The sequence below is a fragment of the Bacteroidota bacterium genome, from assembly GCA_039821555.1.
Classification (GTDB): Bacteria; Bacteroidota; Rhodothermia; order Rhodothermales; family Rubricoccaceae; genus JBCBEX01.
The window spans coordinates 306,185-324,990 of record JBCBNX010000003.1; the positions used below are offsets into that span (position 1 = coordinate 306,185).

At 68.7% G+C, this 18,806-nt stretch carries 14 protein-coding genes; 7 read left to right on the forward strand and 7 right to left on the reverse strand.

Annotated elements, in window-relative coordinates; genetic code table 11:
* Positions 1-71: 71 nt before the first annotated feature.
* The 3 genes from AAFU51_05640 (at position 72) to AAFU51_05650 (ending at position 5,161) form a co-directional block, all read left to right on the forward strand.
* The gene (locus AAFU51_05640; GenBank protein ID MEO1570732.1) at positions 72-1,139 is read left to right on the forward strand and encodes an ATP-binding protein; all 1,068 of its coding nucleotides are present in this window, start codon (positions 72-74) and stop codon (positions 1,137-1,139) included.
* 224 nt (positions 1,140-1,363) lie between these two features.
* Entirely contained in the window at positions 1,364-2,143 is a 780-nt protein-coding gene (locus AAFU51_05645; protein ID MEO1570733.1) for a gamma-glutamyl-gamma-aminobutyrate hydrolase family protein, read from the forward strand.
* A gap of 126 nt (positions 2,144-2,269) precedes the next feature.
* Positions 2,270-5,161, forward strand: a complete 2,892-nt coding sequence (locus tag AAFU51_05650) for a serine/threonine-protein kinase (protein ID MEO1570734.1) — start codon at positions 2,270-2,272, stop codon at positions 5,159-5,161.
* 21 nt (positions 5,162-5,182) lie between these two features.
* On the opposite strand, the gene AAFU51_05655 is transcribed toward AAFU51_05650, so the two are convergent.
* The 5 genes from AAFU51_05655 to AAFU51_05675 all read right to left on the reverse strand — a co-directional run bounded on the left by AAFU51_05655 (position 5,183) and on the right by AAFU51_05675 (position 9,586).
* Positions 5,183-6,043, reverse strand: coding sequence for a phosphatase PAP2 family protein (locus AAFU51_05655; GenBank protein ID MEO1570735.1), 861 nt, complete (start codon positions 6,041-6,043; stop codon positions 5,183-5,185).
* 126 nt (positions 6,044-6,169) lie between these two features.
* On the reverse strand, positions 6,170-6,892 hold the full coding sequence (locus AAFU51_05660; protein ID MEO1570736.1) for a TonB family protein: 723 nt from the start codon (positions 6,890-6,892) through the stop codon (positions 6,170-6,172).
* Positions 6,893-6,967: 75 nt separating this feature from the next.
* Complete coding sequence (locus AAFU51_05665; protein ID MEO1570737.1) at positions 6,968-7,348, reverse strand: energy transducer TonB; 381 nt, start codon at positions 7,346-7,348, stop codon at positions 6,968-6,970.
* 35 nt (positions 7,349-7,383) lie between these two features.
* The gene (locus AAFU51_05670; protein MEO1570738.1) at positions 7,384-8,526 is read right to left on the reverse strand and encodes a PorV/PorQ family protein; all 1,143 of its coding nucleotides are present in this window, start codon (positions 8,524-8,526) and stop codon (positions 7,384-7,386) included.
* A 295-nt stretch (positions 8,527-8,821) separates the two neighbouring features.
* Positions 8,822-9,586, reverse strand: coding sequence for an RDD family protein (locus AAFU51_05675; protein MEO1570739.1), 765 nt, complete (start codon positions 9,584-9,586; stop codon positions 8,822-8,824).
* A 322-nt stretch (positions 9,587-9,908) separates the two neighbouring features.
* Here AAFU51_05675 and AAFU51_05680 point away from each other — a divergent pair, with 322 nt between their 5' ends.
* Positions 9,909-11,831 carry a putative nucleotidyltransferase substrate binding domain-containing protein gene (locus tag AAFU51_05680; GenBank protein ID MEO1570740.1) on the forward strand — a complete coding sequence of 641 codons (1,923 nt, stop codon included), beginning with the start codon at positions 9,909-9,911 and terminating at the stop codon, positions 11,829-11,831.
* Positions 11,832-11,985: 154 nt separating this feature from the next.
* Positions 11,986-14,523, forward strand: a complete 2,538-nt coding sequence (locus AAFU51_05685; GenBank protein MEO1570741.1) for a cation:proton antiporter — start codon at positions 11,986-11,988, stop codon at positions 14,521-14,523.
* Between the two features lie 141 nt (positions 14,524-14,664).
* Here the strand turns inward: AAFU51_05685 and AAFU51_05690 are convergent, their stop codons facing one another.
* On the reverse strand, positions 14,665-15,525 hold the full coding sequence (locus AAFU51_05690) for a glycerophosphodiester phosphodiesterase family protein (protein ID MEO1570742.1): 861 nt from the start codon (positions 15,523-15,525) through the stop codon (positions 14,665-14,667).
* A gap of 326 nt (positions 15,526-15,851) precedes the next feature.
* Here AAFU51_05690 and AAFU51_05695 point away from each other — a divergent pair, with 326 nt between their 5' ends.
* Complete coding sequence (locus AAFU51_05695) at positions 15,852-16,181, forward strand: DUF971 domain-containing protein (GenBank protein MEO1570743.1); 330 nt, start codon at positions 15,852-15,854, stop codon at positions 16,179-16,181.
* A 51-nt stretch (positions 16,182-16,232) separates the two neighbouring features.
* Here the strand turns inward: AAFU51_05695 and AAFU51_05700 are convergent, their stop codons facing one another.
* Positions 16,233-17,654, reverse strand: coding sequence for a sigma-54 dependent transcriptional regulator (locus tag AAFU51_05700; GenBank protein MEO1570744.1), 1,422 nt, complete (start codon positions 17,652-17,654; stop codon positions 16,233-16,235).
* 451 nt (positions 17,655-18,105) lie between these two features.
* Between AAFU51_05700 and AAFU51_05705 the strand changes: the two genes are divergently transcribed.
* A complete protein-coding gene (locus AAFU51_05705) occupies positions 18,106-18,801 on the forward strand; it encodes an outer membrane beta-barrel protein (protein ID MEO1570745.1) in 696 nt (231 codons plus the stop codon).
* Positions 18,802-18,806: the final 5 nt, after the last annotated feature.

Genomic DNA, 18,806 nt, shown 5'->3' on the forward strand with positions numbered 1-18,806 from the left:
GCAACACCGGCGTTCTATTGCCGCCCCATCGACGCCGTAGCTTGCGGGGTCGGTCTTTCTTCCATCGTCTTATGAATCGCCTCGCGTTTCGGATCGCGCTTATCGCTGCCGGGATCGGCGGGCTAGCCGGGCTGCTGGTCGCCCCGCTCGCAGTGCCGCGCGGCGTGCTCGTTCTGGCGCTCGTGCTCGCGAGCGGCGTCGCGGCATACCTGAGCGCCTACCTCCTCGTTGCCAAGCGGATGGAGTTGGCTCGCAAGACGCTACGCGCCGCCCGCAAGCGCCGCTTCGAGGCCCTCGCCCAGTTGCAGCACGGCGACGAGCGCGACGAACTCGACGCGCTCATCGAGCAGGTCTACCGCGCCGGGCGCGCGCTCCAGCAAGAGATCGAGCGGCTGACCAAGCTGGAGAACTACCGCCGCGAGTTCCTCGGCGACGTGTCGCACGAGCTCAAGACGCCCATCTTCGCCATCTCGGGCTTCGCCGAGTCGCTGCTCGACGGCGCGCTGGACGACGAGCGCGTCAACCGCACGTTCATCGAGAAAATCCACCGCAACGCTGACCGGCTGGCCGCGCTTACCCGAGACCTCACGGAGATCAGCCGCCTCGAAACGGGCGAACTGACGATGACCCTAGAGCCGATAGCGCTTCCGGATCTAGTCGCAGAGATTCTGGAACGCCTCGAAGTGGCCGCCGTGGACGCCCAGGTAACGCTGTACGCGGAGTGCACGCCGGGCCTCCCGCGCGTGCTCGGCGACCACGAGCGGCTCAGCCAGGTGCTCGAAAACCTGGTCGAGAACGCGATCAAGTACAACCAGCCAGGCGGCAACGTGGAGGTGATGGCGCGCGCGCTCCCGTCGGGCCGCGTCCGCGTGGCCGTGGTGGACGACGGCATCGGCATCCCGCAGGACGAGATCCCGCGCCTGACGGAGCGCTTCTACCGGGTGGACCGCAGCCGCTCGCGGGCGCAGGGCGGCACGGGCCTGGGCCTCGCCATCGTGAAGCACATCCTGGAGGCCCACCAGACGCAGCTGTCCGTGGAGAGCGCGCCGGGCTATGGGTCGTCGTTCTCCTTCCGGCTGCGCGCCGAGACCGTGGAGGCCCTGCCCGACACCGTATCCGTCACCGAGGCTGCCGCCTGACACAGGCGTCATTGCTCCCAAGAGCGGCGCTGGTGCAGAGGAACGGGGCAGAGCAAGGTTCGTCAGAGAAAAGCCCTTCCCGCCTCAAAATCCGAGGAGGTTTGCCTACGTGGGTGGCGGAGACGGTCCTGTTTTTGGTATCGTCGGCGCTATTCTCATTGTTCGTGCCCCCTGGCGGGATCGTTGCTTCCCAGCCCGCCCTCCCACCCCACCCGCTTCTTTTCATGGTCCGTCCCCTCATCGGCGTCCCTGCGCAGACGCTCCAGGCCATCGACGGCATCCCCGAGGCGCTCCCGCACTCGTGGGTGATGAACCACCGCTACTTCGTCGCCCTCGCCTCGACCGGCGCGGCCCCGGTGATGATCCCCCTCCTCGACCAGGACGAGGCCACGCTGCGCTCGATCTACGACCGCCTCGACGGCCTCTTCGTGGCGGGCGGCGTGGATGTCCACCCGTTCAGCTACGGCGCCGCGCTAGATCCGCTCACTGGGCGCACCGACCTCGCGCGCGACGCCGTCGAGCTACTCATGACGCGCTGGGCGCTCGCCGACGGCATGCCGTTCTTCGGCATCTGCCGCGGCATGCAGATCCTCAACGTGGCCTGCGGCGGCACGCTCCACCAGGACACGACCGCGTTCTTCCCGGACGCCATCAAGCACGACTACTTCCCCACGCAGGGCTACGCGCGCGACCACCTCGCCCACGACCTGCGCGTCGCGCCGGGCAGCCACCTCCATGCGGCCTTCGGCGCGGAGACCGTCGCCATCAACAGCATGCACCACCAGGGCGTCGACCGACTGGGGCACGACCTCGTGGCGACGGCGTGGGCGCCGGATGGCCTGATCGAAGGCATCGAGCGCCTGCACGGGTTCGCGGTTGGTGCGCAGTGGCATCCGGAGATGCTCGTGGACACCGACACCGGAACGCGGCGGCTCTTCGAGGGCTTCGTCGGCGAGGCTCGCGCCTGGGCGCAGCGACCCCGACTCACCTCGGTAGCCGCCTGAGGTCCAGGGGCGTAGGCGAGGTGTTCGGCGCTTGGCGCTAGGGATGTGCAAACAGTATGTTAGCGCCCGGACGTGACGCTGCCCGTCCCCGCGGCGACCTTTCCGGATGACGCTAGCCACCACGCGATGTCCGACCCCTCTCCCCCTGAGCGCCTCACACCCGAGCAGTGGGCGCGCCTCGACGCCCTCCTCGACGTGGCCTTCGACCTCGACGACGAGGCCCGCGCGGCATACCTGGACGGGGCCTGCGGCGACGATCCCGCGCTCCGTGCCGAGGCGGAGGCACTGCTAGCCGCCGACGATGCCGCCGAGACGTTTCTCGCCCGCCGCGCGATCGACGAGGTGGACGACGGACTGCTCGACACGACCATGGGCGGCGACGGGGCCGATGCGCTTGCGGCGCTCGTCGGGCGGCGCGTGGGGCCGTATCGGCTCGTGCGCGAGCTCGGCCGCGGCGGCATGGGCGCGGTCTACCTCGCCGAGCGCATCGTGGAGGACGGACGCGGCTTCGAGCAGTCGGTGGCGCTTAAGCTCATCGCGGCGCCCCATCCGACGCTGCGGCAGCGGTTCCTCGCCGAGCGGCAGACGCTGGCGCGCCTCCAGCACCCCGGCATCGCGCGGCTGCTCGACGGCGGCGTCGCCGGGCCCGAGAGCGGCGACCTCGTCGGGACGCCCTTCTTCGCGCTCGAAGTCGTGGACGGGGAGCCAATCACGGAGCACGTCGCCACGGCCCAGCTCGGCGTGCGCGACCGCCTCGACCTCTTTCTCCAAGCCTGCGACGCCGTCGCCTACGCCCACCAGAACCTCGTCGTCCACCGCGACCTCAAGCCGTCGAATATCCTCGTCGCGCCCACCGCTGGGGCGGACACCGCGAGGGCGAGGCGCGGCCGGGCGAAGCTGCTCGACTTCGGCATCGCCAAGCTCCTCACGCCCGACGGCCCCAGCGACCTGAACGACGACGCTCCACTGACCGCGACGGGGAGCCGCGTCTACACGCCGCAGTATGCCGCCCCCGAGCAGGTGCGCGGCGAGGCCGTGACGACGGCCACCGACGTCTACGCACTCGGCCTGATTCTCTACGAGCTGCTCACGGGCCGCCGCGCCTACCACTTCGCGCGCACCTCCGCAGGCGAGATCGAGCGGGTGATCTGCGAGACGGAGCCGCTTCGCCCCTCCACCGCCGTCGTACGTCTGGACGACGACTCGCCGCCCCTTCCCCTTGACACCACGCGCCTCCGCCGACGCCTCCGCGGCGACCTCGACACGATCGTGCTGAAGGCGCTCGCCAAGGACCCGGCGCGGCGCTACGCCTCGGCGGAGGCACTCGCGACCGACCTGCGGCGGCACCTAGCCGGGCAGCCCATCGCGGCACGGCCGGCCACCAAGCGCTACCGACTCGTGAAGTGGGTACGGCGCAACCCCGCGTGGGCCGTCGCGGCGGTGCTCGTGGCCGGGCTCGCCCTCGTGGCGACGGTGTTCGCGGGCGTGGTAGTGCGGCACAACCAACTGCTCGCTGCCGAGCGGGACCGCGTGGAGCGCGAGGCGAGCCGGACCGAGGCCGTGACCGAGTTTCTCGTCGGCGTCTTCCAGGTGGCCGACCCCTCGGAGTCGCGCGGCGCGAGCGTGACGGCACAGGAGCTCCTCGATCAGGGCGCGCAGCGGCTCCGCACCGAGTTGGCCGACGCGCCGCTCGTGCAGGCCGAGGTGCAGGGCGTCGTTGGGCGCGTCTACACTAACCTCGGGCTCTACGACCAGGCGGACTCGCTGCTGACGGCGGCGGTCGACCAGCACGAGGCGCTCATGGCCAACGGCGATCCGCTCGCCGGGGACGCGCTCGCTGAGAACCTCGAACGCCTCGGCCTGCTACGCTACGAGCAAGGTGTGTTTGACGAGGCGATGGCCCACCTGGAGCGCGCGCTCACCCTGCGGCTCCGCGAGACCTCGCCGGACGCGCTCGCCCTCGCCCGAACAAGACACCTCCTGGGCATGCTCGTCCACGAGTCGGGCGACCTCGTCCGCGCCGACTCGCTGTTCCAGGCGTCGCTGGCCGTGCGCGAAGAGCAAGCGCCGCCGCAGGATTTCGCTGCGACGCTGAGTAGCCTCGGCCTGCTGCGCTCCGACGCTGGCACCTACGACGAGGCCGAGCCGATCCTCCAGCGTGCGCTCGCCCTGCAGCGCGAGCACCTCGGCGCCGACCACCCCGAAACCGCGACGACGCTCTACCACCTCGCCCAGCTCTACTGGACGACGGGCCGCCTCGACGAGGCCGAGCCGCTCTTCCGTGAGTCGCTCGCGCTCAGCATCCAGCTCTTCGGTCCCGAGAGCGCCTCCGCCGCACTTGACTACAACCAACTTGGCCTCGTGCTCGTCGATCAAGGCCGCTACGACGAGTCCGAAGCCGCCTACGAGGAAGCCCTGCAGATCCAGCGCGCGCTCTTCGGCGACGGCCACCCGGATCTCTCCTCGACCGTGCTCAACCTTGGTGCGCTGCATTTCGCGCAGGAGCGCTATGCCGAGGCCGAGGCCGCCTACCGCGAGGCGCTCCGCCTCGACCTCGCCGCGTTCGGCAACGACCACCCGTATGTGGCGGGCGACCGTGTGCGCCTGGCCACCTTGCTCATCGCGCAGCAGCAGCCCGACGAGGCCGAGGCGCTGCTCGATGCCGTCGAGCCGGTGTTCGAGGCGACCTACACCCCAGACCACCCTCGCCACGCGGACCTGCTCATGAAGCGGGCGTCGGTGGCGCACCTGCGCGGCGAACACGCCGAGGCCGAAGCCCTCTGCCGCGCTGCTCTCGACGGCATGACCCGCTCCCTCGAACCCGACCACCAGGCCGTCATCGACGCACACGCGACGCTCGGGCTGCTGCTCGTGGCGCAGGACGACGCGGCCAAGCAGCGTGAGGGCCAGGCGATTCTGGTCGAGTATCTACCGCCGCTCCGCGCGCTGCTCGGATCGCAGCACTCGTTCGTCCAGCGTGCCGAGGCCGCGCTGGCGGTCGCCGTACCGAAGCGGTAGCCCTCGCTCTTCGACGCGCGCCTAGCGAATCGGGATCGTGACGCTGGCGCCGATGTGGTCCGTACTCACGAGGGGCTGCACCTGGAAGGCGGCTCGCGCTTCGGCCTCGCGGAGGTGGCGGCGGGCCAGGAAGACGCCCGTGAACGCGCCGATAGCCGCACCCGCGAGTACGTCCGTCGCCCAGTGCTCGTCCTTGGAGATGCGCGCGACGGCGGTGCCTGCACTGACAGCGAGCAGGCTGTAGGTGACCGGGCCAGGGTAGTACATCACCCACGGCGTCACCACCGCAAACGACAGTGTGGTGTGCCCCGACGGAAACGAGTAGTAGTCGCGCGAGGGCGAGAGCGGGGCAAAGTTGAACGAGCCATCGTCGGTGTAGGGCCGTGCGCGCCCGACGAGCGACTTCAGCCCCATCGTCACGCCGGAGGCGTAGAGCGCCGACTGCATCGAGGTGAACGCGGCGTCCTGGAAGCGCTCGTTGCTCGTCAGGAGCGACGCCCCGAAGAGCGCGACGACGGGCACGGCCATCTTGCGCTCGCCGAGCCGGTCGCCGACTTCCAGAAACACGCCGAGCGCCCCCTCTGGTTCACCGCGCAGCCCGTCTCCGATGGGCGCGTCGAGGTTCGTCGCCGTCGGAACGAGTGCACTGCCCGCCAGGGCGATCACCGGCAGCGTGGCGCCGGTTGCGCGGGCGAAGGCGAGCGCGTCCTGCCCTGCCCATCGCAGAAAGCGCTCGACGCCAGGACCGTCCTGTGCAGTGAGCGCCAGGCCAGGAGCGGCCTCGAACTCGTCGGCGACGAACGCCTGCTGAGCCATGCCGGCGTCAGCAATCGCGAAGAGCAGCAGCAACGCGCAGCCGCGCGTCAGAACGGAAGAGGGCATGCCTACGGGTGACGAGTGATCGAGGGGGAGGCCAGGGCGATCGAGGACGGCCAAACCATACACACTCCAGAGACTTGCAACAACCAGTCCAGAACGATTTCCCCCACGGTGCACGCAGCGAGGCCGCTAGTCTAGACGGAAGACGAACGTGACGACGCCGCTCTGAAGCTCCTGCGGCACGTCGGGCGGGAGCGCGTCGAAGCGCCACGAGCGGAGTGCCTGGAGGGCAGCACGGTCGAGGCGAGGGTCACCGCCGCGTCGGGCGGGGAGCGCCTGCACCACGCGGCCGCTCGGATCGACCGTCACGCGGATCGCCACGGTGCCCCGCGCGCCGGGGTTGGGCGGCAGCGGCGTCGCGACGGGCGAGCGGTCGAGCCCTTCGAGGGAGAACGGCGACGTGGTGCGGTCAGCGCTGCCGGTGCCGTCCTGATCACTCGTCTGGCCCGTGTCGGCGTCGGGGCTTCCTCCGGTCGTCTCCGGCGCGTCGGGCGTTTCGGGACGGGGCTCGCGCTCGTCGGCGGCGGCCTCGCCCTGCGGCTCCGGATCGCGCTGCTCCGTCTCCGGCGTTGCGATCACGTCGGGGTCTGGCTCCGGCGGCGTCTCGGGTAGATCGACGGGCTGCGTGGCCGTGGCGGGCGTCGTCTCCGCCTGGGGCTCGGGCTGCGGCGGCTCCGGCGTCGGCACCGACGCCTGCTGGGCGGGCCGCGCCTCCTGGATCGGTCCGAAGTCGACCTCCACGAAGCCGAGTTGCGGGATCGTCACGGTGTACGTCGAGACAAACAGCACCGCGAGCAGCACCATGTGGAACGCGACGGTGGCGAGCAGGCCCTTCCGGTCTTCGGGACGCATGAGTCTGGTGGGAACGTGAGGACGTGTGAAGGTATGAACGTGCACAAGCCGCGGAGGCGTGCCTGCATCGTTTCGCTACCGGCAGACTGCGGGGCGGTCCTGTCGGCACTCGACGCCATCGAAGCGGACGGGAATGCTGTACCGTGCACGAGGAAGGTCAAGGGGCATCTCGAATCGAGCCAGGCGGGCAACCCTCAAGGCCTCGGCATCGAAGGGGTCGCCGAGACTGCGCATGATCTCCGTGTCTACAATTGTCCCATCAGCGTCGAGATCAAGCACAACGAACACAACCCCGGTGACATCCTCCTCAACATCCGGGTACTGGCCAAGCGCGATCAGCGAGTCGAGGTCGCCGATCAATCTGACCTGAGCAAGAACCGGATCAATGATCTCCCTCGTGGAGTCCGCCGGAACCGGCTCTTGGGCGAGGACGCACGGTGTGGCGAGGAGCCACACTAGACTCCCCCATACCCTCAACCACCCACACCCCCTCACCGGTCCGCGCGGGCGAAGCGGGGCTGCTCCAACGTCAGCATTACCGAGATGCGGTGCGTCGAGCCGAGTTCGGACTGCAGGCCGCCGAAGTCGCCGAAGCCGTAGTCGACGTTGATCTGGTCGAGGGCGAGGCCTGCGCCGAGCGTCGGCGTGAGCTGCGTGCCGTAACGCTCGGAGGTCGTCACGTCGGCGATACCGGCGCGGAGGGCGACGAGGCCGCGGTAGGTCACCTCGGTACCGAAGCGGGGCCGGAAGCTGAGGTCGCCCGCGTTGAGCACGTAGGTCTGCTGCCCGTCGAAGGCGAGGTCGAGGTCGAAGCCCAGGTTGAGGCCGATGTCCTCGGTGAGCGGCAGCGCGTAGGCCGAGCCCAGCCGGGCCACCGGCAGCACGAGTTCGGTCAGCCCGACGGGCGCGTCCTGGCCAAACACGTCGGCGAAACCAAGAAAATCGCCGGTGTCCGGGTCCTGATACAGATCCTCGAAGGCTGTGTCGTTGACCGTCCATGCCTGAAGCATGCCGGTCACATCCTGGATGTTGAGGCCGAGCGCGAAGCGACCGATCTGGTACTGCGCCGCGATGTCGGCGGAGTAGCCCCAGGCGTTCGCAAAGTCGCCGATGGAGCGGCGGATGACCTTGCCGGTGACGCCGAGCCGGAGGTTGTCCGAGAGGCGGCGAGCGTAGGAGACGAAGAAGGCGTAGTCGACGGCCGAGAAGTAGGTGACGTTGTTCTCCGCGTTCGGCAGCGGCAGGCCGGTGTCGGGGTTGAACGCCTCTAGCGTGTTGGCGATGTCGTCCACGCCGCTGCGGAAGAAGGAGACCCCCAGCGTGGAGCGGTTGGTGACGGGCCACGCCACCGCGCCATAGTCGAACGAGACGATGCCGCTGAACCGCTCCGCGTGCATGTAGGCCCCCTGGGGGTAGGCGAGGGCATCCAGACCGGCGGGATTCCAATAGCCCGCCGTCACGTCGTCGGCCAGCCCCACGTAGGCACCGCCCATGCCGAGCGCCCGAGCGCCGACGCCACCAGCGAGGAACTCGGCTCCGTACTTCACGACGGTTTGGGCCTGCGCGGTGTTGGGCGATAGGCCAGCGAGGCCGAGCGCGAGCGTGAGGCAGACGATGGACAGGTGGCGACGCATGGCGGTGCGAGCTAGGTTCGAGGCACGCGAAGCGCGCTCACGCGAGCAGCGGCGGTGCGGGGAACGAAAACGGGGCGTACCAGAGGTCCGATCGGCGTCAAGAAGTAGGCCAAACTCAGCAGGCTAGGCGGGCGGCTAAACTCGCACAATCCGCCGCCCAGGACAAGGGCAGTTCGATGGGGTCGAAGGTGGAAAAGCCGCCGCGTCCGATTTCCGGGCGTCAAGCCAGGCCGCAACACCGCCCCACAGTATCAGGGCGCTTACCCGCGAACGGGCCTCCTGACCTACGCCGGATCTACGCCCCGCGTCGTGTCGGCAGCGTGTAGGTGTCCAGCACCGCGTTGTAGTCCTTTACGATCCGCTGGAGGAACACGGCGGGCGGCTCCTGCACCGGCGCGAGCCCCAACTTGCGCTCGATGGCGGTCTTGGCCCGCCGCGCCAGCTTCTCGGCATGCGGCGTCCGTCCTTCGGTGCGGAGCCGCTTGAGCACGTCGCGGACGGTTTGGACATCGGTGTCGGTGAGAAACTCTACGTCCGGGTAGGTTGGCACGTGTTGCTCGCCGAGGCGGCTGTAGATCGTATCGGTGAGGTGCGTCTGCTGGCGAGTCTGCACGACCGTCGTGCCCGCGGCGAGGTCCCCGAGGCGCTGGCCGCGCTTCGTGACCGCGATCGACACGATGGCGGGGATGCCCGAGAGGAACAGGATCTCGACGATGCGCAGCAGCCAGCGTAGGAGGTAGTCCCCCAGCCCGGGTGCGGTGCCGTCGATGCGAACGACGCGGAGGCCGAGGGCCTTCTTCCCGATGCTCTGCCCGCTGAGCACGATCTCGCAGACGAGGTGGTAGAGCACGACGGGGAGATAGACGACCACCAAGAAGACCGCGGTGCCCCGCCCGAAGACGGACCAGAGCGACACGGCGTCCAGCGCGCGCATGACCAGCAGGACGTAGCCGAACGCGATGACCGAGTCGAGGAGCCACGCAAGCAGGCGCGGACCGAGGCCGGCCGCCGGGTAGCTCAGCGGAACGTTGAGCGCGGTCGGGATCGGGATGGCGGGCACGAGACGGATCAGCGTGGATGGGGCGAGAGACCAAGGGCCTGTGGCGGCACCGCGCAAGGTAGTCACGACCGAGCCTGCCGCTGGCCTGGAGACGCTCCGCTCCCTGGTGTATGCTGCTTGACCTGGTGTACGCTGCTTGATGGGCGGACTGGGATCGTCTGCCTATTCCTACCTGTGCGATCGAACGAGGAGACTTGCCCCGCGCCGGGTGTGAGGCCGTTCTTCCAGGCTCACCCAACGTTCGCCCCCGCCTTGCCGTTGCCCTCGCCGTCACGCACGGGGCCGACATGGCTGTGCGACCGCACCCGAATCCTGGCCCTCCATGTCCATCACCGAGCGCATCGAAGCGCTGCTCGCTGCCACCGAGCCCTTCAACCTGCTCACCGAGGAGCAGCGGGCCGCGACGGTGCCGTTCGTTTCCACGCGCATCTACGCAGAGGGCGCGGTCATCCTGGAGCAAGGCGTCGACACGCACAAGGCGCTCTACATCGTCGAGTCCGGCCTTGTCCGGCTCCTGGACGCGCAGCAGCAACGGCTCATCGAGATGTGCGGCGAGAACACGCACTTCGGCGCCTACGGGCTTACGGCGGGCGGCATCCTCCCGTACGAGGCGCGTGCCGTCGAGGCGACGGTGTGCGCCCTCGTCGACGCGGAGCGGTTCTGGGCGCTGCTCAAGCAAAACGCAGACTTCAAGGCGTTCTTCGACGAGAACCTGAAGCGCTTCGTGCGCACGCGCGAGACGGACCGCGACGCGGCCGGGGCCTACCTCCTCTTCGACACCACGTTGGGCGAGCTGCTCCACCAGCCCCCCGTAACCTGCCCGCCGAACGCGTCGATCCGCACGGTCGCGCGCGCCATGCGGGACTACGAGACGGAGACCGTCGTGATCATGAAGGAGGGCCTGCCGATGGGCCTCGTCACCGAGGGCGACATCGCCACGCGCGTGGTGGCCGCAGGACGCTCGGCCGAGGACCCCGTGACCGACCTCATCACCCGCCCCCCCGTCGCGCTGAACACGGAGGCACGTCTCTTCGAGGGCATCCAGGTCATGATGCAGCACCGCATCCGTCGCGTGATGGTGATGAGCCAGGAGAACCGCGACGGCGAACGGGCACTCGCGGGCGTCATCACGGCCCAGGACGTGAGCCACTTCCGCGGCCTCGACCCCGTCGCCACGGTCGAGCGCACCGAGAAAGCCCAATCCGTCGAGGAGTTGGCCGCCATCCGCAGCGAGTCCACGCGGCGGCTGCTGCGGCTCTACCAGCAGGGCGTCCACGCGCAGGACCTGCTCGACGTCATCACCGAACTGGACGACCAGCTCAAGGCCCGGCTCTTCTTCCTCGTGGAGCGCGACCTCCACCAGGTCGAGCCCGACGCGGCCTCGGCGCTGCCGTGGGTGTGGCTCGCCTTCGGGACGCCGGGCCGCCGCGAGTGTGCCCTCACGACCTGGCAGTCCAACGGCCTCGTCTACGACAACCCCTCGGACGCCGCCGAGGCTGAGCGCGCCGCGGCGTGGTTCGCGCTCCTCGCCCAGAAGATCGAGGACGCCTTCGAGGCCTGCGGCTTCGTCAGCAGCGAGGAGGGCATCGTTGCGTTCGCCGAGCCGTTCCGGCAGCCGCTCTCAGCTTGGCAGGCCGCCTACCGGCAGTGGGCCAGCGGCACGGAGGCCACGGCCACACGGCGCGCCGCGCCCTGCTTCGACTTCCGCGCCCTCTACGGCCACACGGCGCTGGCCGACACGCTCCGCGACACCATCCGTCAGGCACTCGCCGGGACCGACGCCGCGCCCCGGCCGGGCATCGTCCGGCTCCTCCTGGACGAGGCAACCAGCCTGAAGCCGCCGTTCACGATGTTCGGCCGCCGCCTCGTCCGCGAGAAAGCAGAGAACGGCGAGGAAGGCCTCAACCTCCGGGAGCGCGGCCTGCGCCCGATCGTGGGCATGGCCCGCGCGCTGGCGCTCGACCTCCAGCAGACGCGCCGCACGAGCACCTTCGGGCGCCTGCGCTTCGTCGCCGACGAGGTGTCGGACATCGCTGCGGAGGCACGCAGCCTCACGCACGCATTCACGACCCTCGTGGACCTGCACGTGAGCACCCAGATGCGCGCCGTCGAGGTCGGCGAGAAGGCCACCGACTGGGTGGACCCCGAGGCGCTCTCGCGCTCGCAGCAGAACCTGCTCAAGGAGGCCTTCCGCACGATGGGCGAGGTCCAGGAGTCGCTCCGGCAGCGGTACAACCTCCGGTGAGCCGGTATGTCATCGGCACGCTACCCGGCACGATGATGCGCGAGGCAGATCGCTGGTGCACGCCCCGTAGCTGAAACGGGCCGCGACGCACCGTCCACCGAATCGCCGAACTGCCTGGGGAGCCGGTCGTAGGAAGTTCCTGCACCTCGCCTCTATGCCGCCCATCCTTCCGCTGCCCATCACCGATCCGGTCCTGATCGTCGCCCTGGCGATGGGGCTGATCCTGCTCGCGCCGATGCTGTTTCGGCGACTGCGGCTGCCCGGCATCGTGGGGCTGATCGTGGCGGGGGCGCTGGTGGGGCCGAGCGTGCTGGGGCTGCTGGAGCGCGACGCCACGTTCGAGCTGCTCGGGACGGTCGGGCTGCTCTATCTGATGTTCGTGGCGGGCGTGACGCTCGACCTGAACCAGTTCGCGCGGCAGCGAACGCAAAGCCTCGTCTTCGGGCTCGTGTCGTTCGGGACGCCCATGGGACTGTCGCTGCTCGTCGGCCCGGCACTGCTGGGGCTGGACCTGCCGACGTCGTTCCTGCTCGGCTCGATCGTCGGCTCACACACGCTGCTGGCGCTCCCTGTGGCACAGCGGCTCGGCATCGCTAAGAACCCGGCGGTCATCATGGCGACGGGCGGGACGATGGTGACGGACGTGCTCTCGCTTGTCGTGCTCGCGGTCGTGGTGGCACTGCAAACGGGCGACGCCAATATGCTCTTCTGGGGTGGCTTCGCGGCGCGCGTGGCGCTGTGGCTGGTGGCCGTGCTGGTGGTGCTGCCGCGCCTCGGGCAATGGTTCTTCCGCACCGTGCGCAAGCAGCCCGATGTCGAGTTCGTCTTCCTGATGTTTGCCTTCTTCGCGACGGCGTGGCTGGCCGACCTCGCCGGGCTTGCAGCCATCATCGGCGCGTTCGCGGCGGGCCTCGTGCTCAACCGGCTCGTGCCGCCGCAGAGCCCGCTCATGACACGCATCCGCTTCGTTGGCAACGCGGTCTTCATCCCGTTCTTCCTGCTCTCGGTGGGCCTCCTCGTCGATGTGAGCGTGCTCACGCAGCTCGACGTGTGGGCGAAGGCGCTCGTGGTGGCGAGCCTCGTGTTCGTCGGTAAGACGATTGCGGCAGGGGGCATCGGGCTGGGCTTCCGGCTGCGGCGCGAGGAGATCGCGACGATCGCGGGGCTGACGTTTCCGCAGGCGGCGGCCACGCTCGCGGTGACGCTCATCGGCTTCGACCTGGGCTTCTTCGAGGCAGCGATGGTCAACGCCGTCGTCGTGGTGATCCTGATGACGTGCCTCGCGGGGCCGTGGCTGGTGGAGCGCTTCGGGCGCGCGGTGGCCCTCGCCGAAGCCGAGGCGGCCTCGCCGACGGAGCGCCCGCAACGCATCCTCGTCCCGCTCGCCAACCCCGACACCGCTGAAGAGTTGGTCGACCTCGCGCTCCTGCTCCACAGCCCGACGAGCCGCCAGCCGATCTACCCACTCACCATCGCCCGCCGCGAGGACGATGTCCCGGCGAGCGAGAAGCTGCTCGAAACGGCCGTCGTCCATGCCGCCGCCGCCGACGTGCCGTGCACGCCGCTGACGCGCATCGACCTCAACCCGGCGTCGGGCATCATCCGCGCCGTCCGCGAGGAGCGCATCTCGACGGTCGTCGTCGGGTGGAACGGGCGCAGCACGGCCACCGCGTTCGTCTTCGGGAGCATCCTCGACCAGGTGCTCGAAGAGACACGCACGATGACCGTCGTGAGCAAGCTGGAGGCGCCGGTCAACACGACGGCGCGGCTGCTCGTGGCGGTGCCGCCGCTGGCCGAGCGCGAGGCCGGCTTCCCCGTGGCGCTCCGCGCGCTGAAGGTGCTCGCCGACCAGAAGGGGGCCTCGCTCCTGTTTCTGACGACGTCCGAGTCGGTGGCACCGCTGCGGTCGCTGGCCGAGCGCACGAAGCCCGCCGCCCCGTTCGAGGTCGCCACGCTCGACGCCTGGGCCGACCTCCCGGCCTCGCTCGACCGCGTGGTGGTCGCCAATGACATGATCGTGCTGGTGAGCGTCCGGCAGGGTACGCTCGCGTGGCGGCCCGCGCTCGACCGCCTTCCCCGCGTGCTCGCGGCGCGCTTCGACACCGTCTCGTTTCTCACGATCTACCTCGCCGAGCCCGACCGCACCGCGCTCACCACCGACGCAAACGACCCCGAGGGCGTGACGGCCGTGCTAGACGCGCTGCCGCCGCAGCACATTCTCACAGCGCTGAGACCGGGCAGCGCCGAATATGCCCTCCAGCAGTTGCTCTGCCAGGCGTTCGCGGACCGTCCCGAACTCCCCTTCCGGCTCGCGCGAATCCTAGCCCAAGGCACAACCGATGGCATGCTGCCGAGCGAGGCCGACCCCATGGCCGACGGCACCTACGCGCCCGAACTGCTCCCCGGCGTGGTGTTCTACCACCTCCACACGCCCGAGGTGCGGCAGATGCAGCTCTTCCTCGGGCTCAACAACAATGGCCTCCTATTCGAGCACACCGGCAGCCCCGTCCATGCCGTTCTCGTCCTCCTCGTCCCGATGGATGTCGATTCGACGACCTACCTACGGCGGCTCTCCGTCGTGGCGCACCTCATCCACACGCCCGAGCACGTCGAGGCCGTCCGTGACGTGAATACGCCCGCCGAGGCGCGCGCCCTGCTCCGACAACACCTTGCCGAAGCGGTAGTCGGGTGAGTGCTTCGGCGGTTCAGCAGGTCGGGACTTCAGAAACTCGCTGTTCACCAGCCCACTGAATCACCGCAACACGGCTGAATCACCGCAACACGGCTGAATCACCGCAACACGGCTGAATCACCGCAACACGGCCGCACGCTCTCACCGAACGCGGTCCGGGTAGTCGGTGATCAGTCCGGCGACGCCGAGGTCGCGGAGGCGCTGCCCATCTTCGGGGTCGTTGACGGTCCACGGAATCACGTCCATGCCGACGGACGCTGCAGCCGTCATCAAGTCGGCGTCCACGAGGCGGTGGTCGGGGCTGTAGATGTGCGGGACGAAGCCGAGGCGGGCGAGGTGGCCCGTGACGCTGTGCTCGCTCTCGTATGCCACGAGGAGCGCGAGCCGGATCGGCAGCGCGCGGTGGTGCGCCTCGTGCAGCGTTCGCACGTCGAACGACTGCAGCGTGGCGCGTGCAGCGATGCCCGTGGCGTCGAGGACGTGCCAGAGGAGCGCGGTGAAGCGCTCGGGGCTCGGGTGGAAGAGGTCGTCCGTTGCCTCGGTACACTTCGTCTCGATGTTGTAGAACGGGGCTGGGCGTCCGTCCTCGGCGGCCTTCGCCTCGGCACGCGCGATCATATCACGCAAGCGCGGCTTGGCCACGGCCATCGCCTGCTGCTCCGGGAAGCGCGGGTTGCCACGCTGCCCCACATCGTAGCGCGCGATCTCGGCGTAGGGCATCCGGAACAGATTGAGGCTCCGCGCCTCGTCCGGCGCGACGGGCCGCCCGTCCGGGTGCGACGCGGTAGCGTGGTTCATCCACGGCTCGTGGCTCACCACGACCTCCTCGTCCTGCGAAATGACCGTGTCGAGTTCGAGCGTGGTCACGCCGAGGTCGAGCGCCAGGTCGAACGCGGGCAGCGTGTTCTCGGGACGGAGGCCGCGGGCGCCGCGGTGACCTTGCAGGTCGAAGCCGGACGGGCGCCGCGGAGGCGACGAGATGGAGGAGCGAGGTTGGGTCACGAGTCCAGGGGCGAGGGTGAAGAGGACCGGCCAGGATCAGACGTGTGAGTACGACCGCCAGATGATGCCAGCACTACGCCTACGTTATCGCTGTGTTTATTCGGCGCCCTCAGTGCTCGGGCAAGTAGCAAAAGGCACGTATCAAGTAGCAAGCAAACGTAGTACGGTCGATGTCCTGGCACCTCCTTGCTACTTGCCACTTGGTATTTGTCACCGAGTTCGGTGGGCTTCGTCCTTGGTCATTTGTCCTTCATGTCGGACGGACCGCGACAGCGCCTGCGACGTTGCTAGCACACTTGCATTGCACGTGCTCCATCGCCTTGATCATGTCCACGCCGCACCCCGTACGCCTCGCCGCCGATCACACCGCGCAAGAGCTCACCATCGTCTGGAGCGACGACCACACCTCTGTGCTCTCGTTTGACGGGCTGCGGCGGGTGTGCCCGTGCGTGTCGTGCCGAGGCGGTCACGGCAAGATGCACGAGCCCATCGACCCGATGCTCTTCGTGCTGCCGTCGCTGCAGACGCACACCATCGAGGAACTGCGCCCGGCGGGCAACTACGGCCTCCAGATCCGCTGGGGCGACGGCCACAGCACGGGCATCTATCAGTGGAGCTTCCTTCGCGAGGTCGACCCCGCGCTGCGGGACGCCTGACACGCAGAACGAACCACGTTGCGACGATCAGGACAGCCCGATCGACCTCGGCTACGCCACCTGCTCGATGTCGAACTTCTTCATCAGCCGGTAGATCGTCGAGCGCGTGACGCCGAGCTTCTGCGCGGTCCGCTCGATGTTGCCGCCGCACACCTGGAGCGCGTGCTCCACGGCGAGGCGCTTCAGCTCTTCGATGGGGAGGATCTCGTCGGGGTTCTCGGCGGCGAAGAGCTTGCCGCGCGGCGTCTCGGGCTCAGCCGTGAGCACCTCGGTGTCGCCCGAGAGCGGCTGTTGGGCGAGCATCAGGTCTTCGGTCGTGATCCCGTTCTCGTCGGAGACAAGGGCCGCGCGCTCGACGGCGTTCTTTAGCTCGCGCACATTGCCCGGCCAGGCATAGCGCAGGATGGCGCGTTGGACCGTCGAGGTGAGGTACTTCTCGTCGAAGGCTTCGTGGCGCTCTTGGAAGCGGGCGAGGAAGTGGTTGGCGAGCAGGAGCGCGTCCTGGTCGCGGTCGCGCAGCGGCGGGAGGTGGATGGGGAACGAGAAGAGGCGGTAGTAGAGGTCCTCGCGGAACGTCCCCTCGCGCACCATCTCCAGGATGTCGCGGTTGGTCGCCGAGATGACGCGGACGTCCACCTCGATCGTCTCGTTGCCGCCCACGCGGGTGAGGCGGCCGTTCTGGAGCACGCGCAGCAGCTTCGCCTGCAGGTCGAGGTCGAGTTCGCCGATCTCGTCGAGGAAGAGCGTCCCGCCGTCGGCGCGCTCGAAGGTCCCGATCTTGCGCTCGAACGCGCCGGTGAAGGAGCCTTTCTCATGGCCGAAGAACTCCGACTCCATCAGCTCACGCGGGATCGCGGCGCAGTTGACGATCACGAACGGCTCGTCGGCACGGGCGGAGTTGTGGTGGATGGCCTCGGCGACGAGTTCCTTGCCGGTGCCGCTCTCGCCCTGGATCGCCACGTTGATGTCGCCGCGCGTCGCCTTCTTGACCATGCGGTAGACGTGCGACATCGCGCCACTCTCGCCGAGCAGTTCGGGGAAGCCCGCCGGGGTGCTGACGCGCTGCCGGAGCGTCTCGACCTCGCGGTGGAGGGCGACACGCTCGGCCACGCGCTCCGCGATGCCCGTGATGCGCACGAGGTCGTCCTGCCCCTTCGTGAGGTAGTCGTAGGCACCCAGCCGCACCGCCTCAACGGCGGTGCGCACCTCGGACTGCGCCGACACCATGACCACGGGGAGGTCCGGCGCGAGCGCGTTCACCTTCTGCAGCGTCTCCAGCCCGTTCTGGTCGGGCATGACGAGGTCGAGGAAGACGAGGTCGGCAAAGGCGGCGCCCCGCTCGCGAAGCGCGGCGACGGCTGTCACGCCCGACGCGTAGTGTTGAGTCTGGACGCCTGCCACGCTGCTGAGCCGGTGCGCGAGCAGCCGGGCGTAGTCGGGATCGTCATCAATGAGGGCGATACGAAGAGGCATAGCAGGAGTGAACCATGAATAAGCACCGACGACAAGAGCAAGGGCTGTGCCACGAAATCAAGTCTCACGATAAATGACGTGTTATCGTACACATATGCAGGAATGAAACACCTTTCAGCAGCTTAGCCTGTCGCACAATTGACCAACCTGGCCGTTTCATGTTTGATTTTGACAAGTACGGAGTGCTATGCGGCGGTAGACGAACGAAACGCGCCACAGGGCGGCTCAGCCTGCGAGACGCGTAGTCCTGCTCCCGTGCGTGCTACTTTCAACGAGGTCGCGGCGGCTTCCTGGGTAGCCCTACCACTGCGACTCGTGACACGCTGCGCTGACCCTCTGCGCGTGTAACCTTCAGCGCAGCCCCTCGTCTGTGCGGCCGAGCGGCGCTCATTGCGACAGACCCGCCCGTTCGCCTCCCCATTTTTGTGCAGCCTCGCTTCCCCTTCATCCCATGCGTGCTACCCTTCTTTTCCTCACCCTCATCGCGTTCGGCTTGTTCGCTCCGACCGCCGCCACCGCCCAAGGGCTCGTCGGGGGCGGGCTCATCCTCGGCATCCCGCAGGGCGAATTTGGCGATGCGACGGACAACGTTGGGTTCGGCGCCTCCGGCATGGCGCTCTATCAGTTTCCGCTCACGCCCATCGCGCTCGGCGTGGAAGGCACGTTCATGATCTATGGCCGCGAACGCTTCAACGTCCCGCTCGGCTCCGGGCCGCTCGGCAACGTGCGTGTGGACGTGGTCACCGACAACAACATCGCCCAGGGCCACCTCGTGCTACGGCTCCTCCCGCCGCTGCCGGGCCCGATTACACCCTACGCGGATGCGCTCCTCGGCTTCAGCTACTTCTGGACCCAGAGCCGCGTCGAGGACGACGACTTCGGCGACGACGAGCCCGTCTTCGACTCGGTGAACTTCGACGACTTCGCCTTCAGCTACGGCTTCTCGGGCGGCATCGGCATCCGGCTCCACCAGTCCTTTTCGGGCTCGCTGCTCCTCGACCTACGCGTGCGCTACCTCCTCGGCGGCGAGGCCGAGTACCTCCAGGACGACGACTTCAACCCGGACGGCTCCATCGACTTCAGCGAAGTCGACCGCTCGCGCACGGACCTCCTGATCCCGCAGATCGGCGTCATCTTCCGATTCTAGCACAC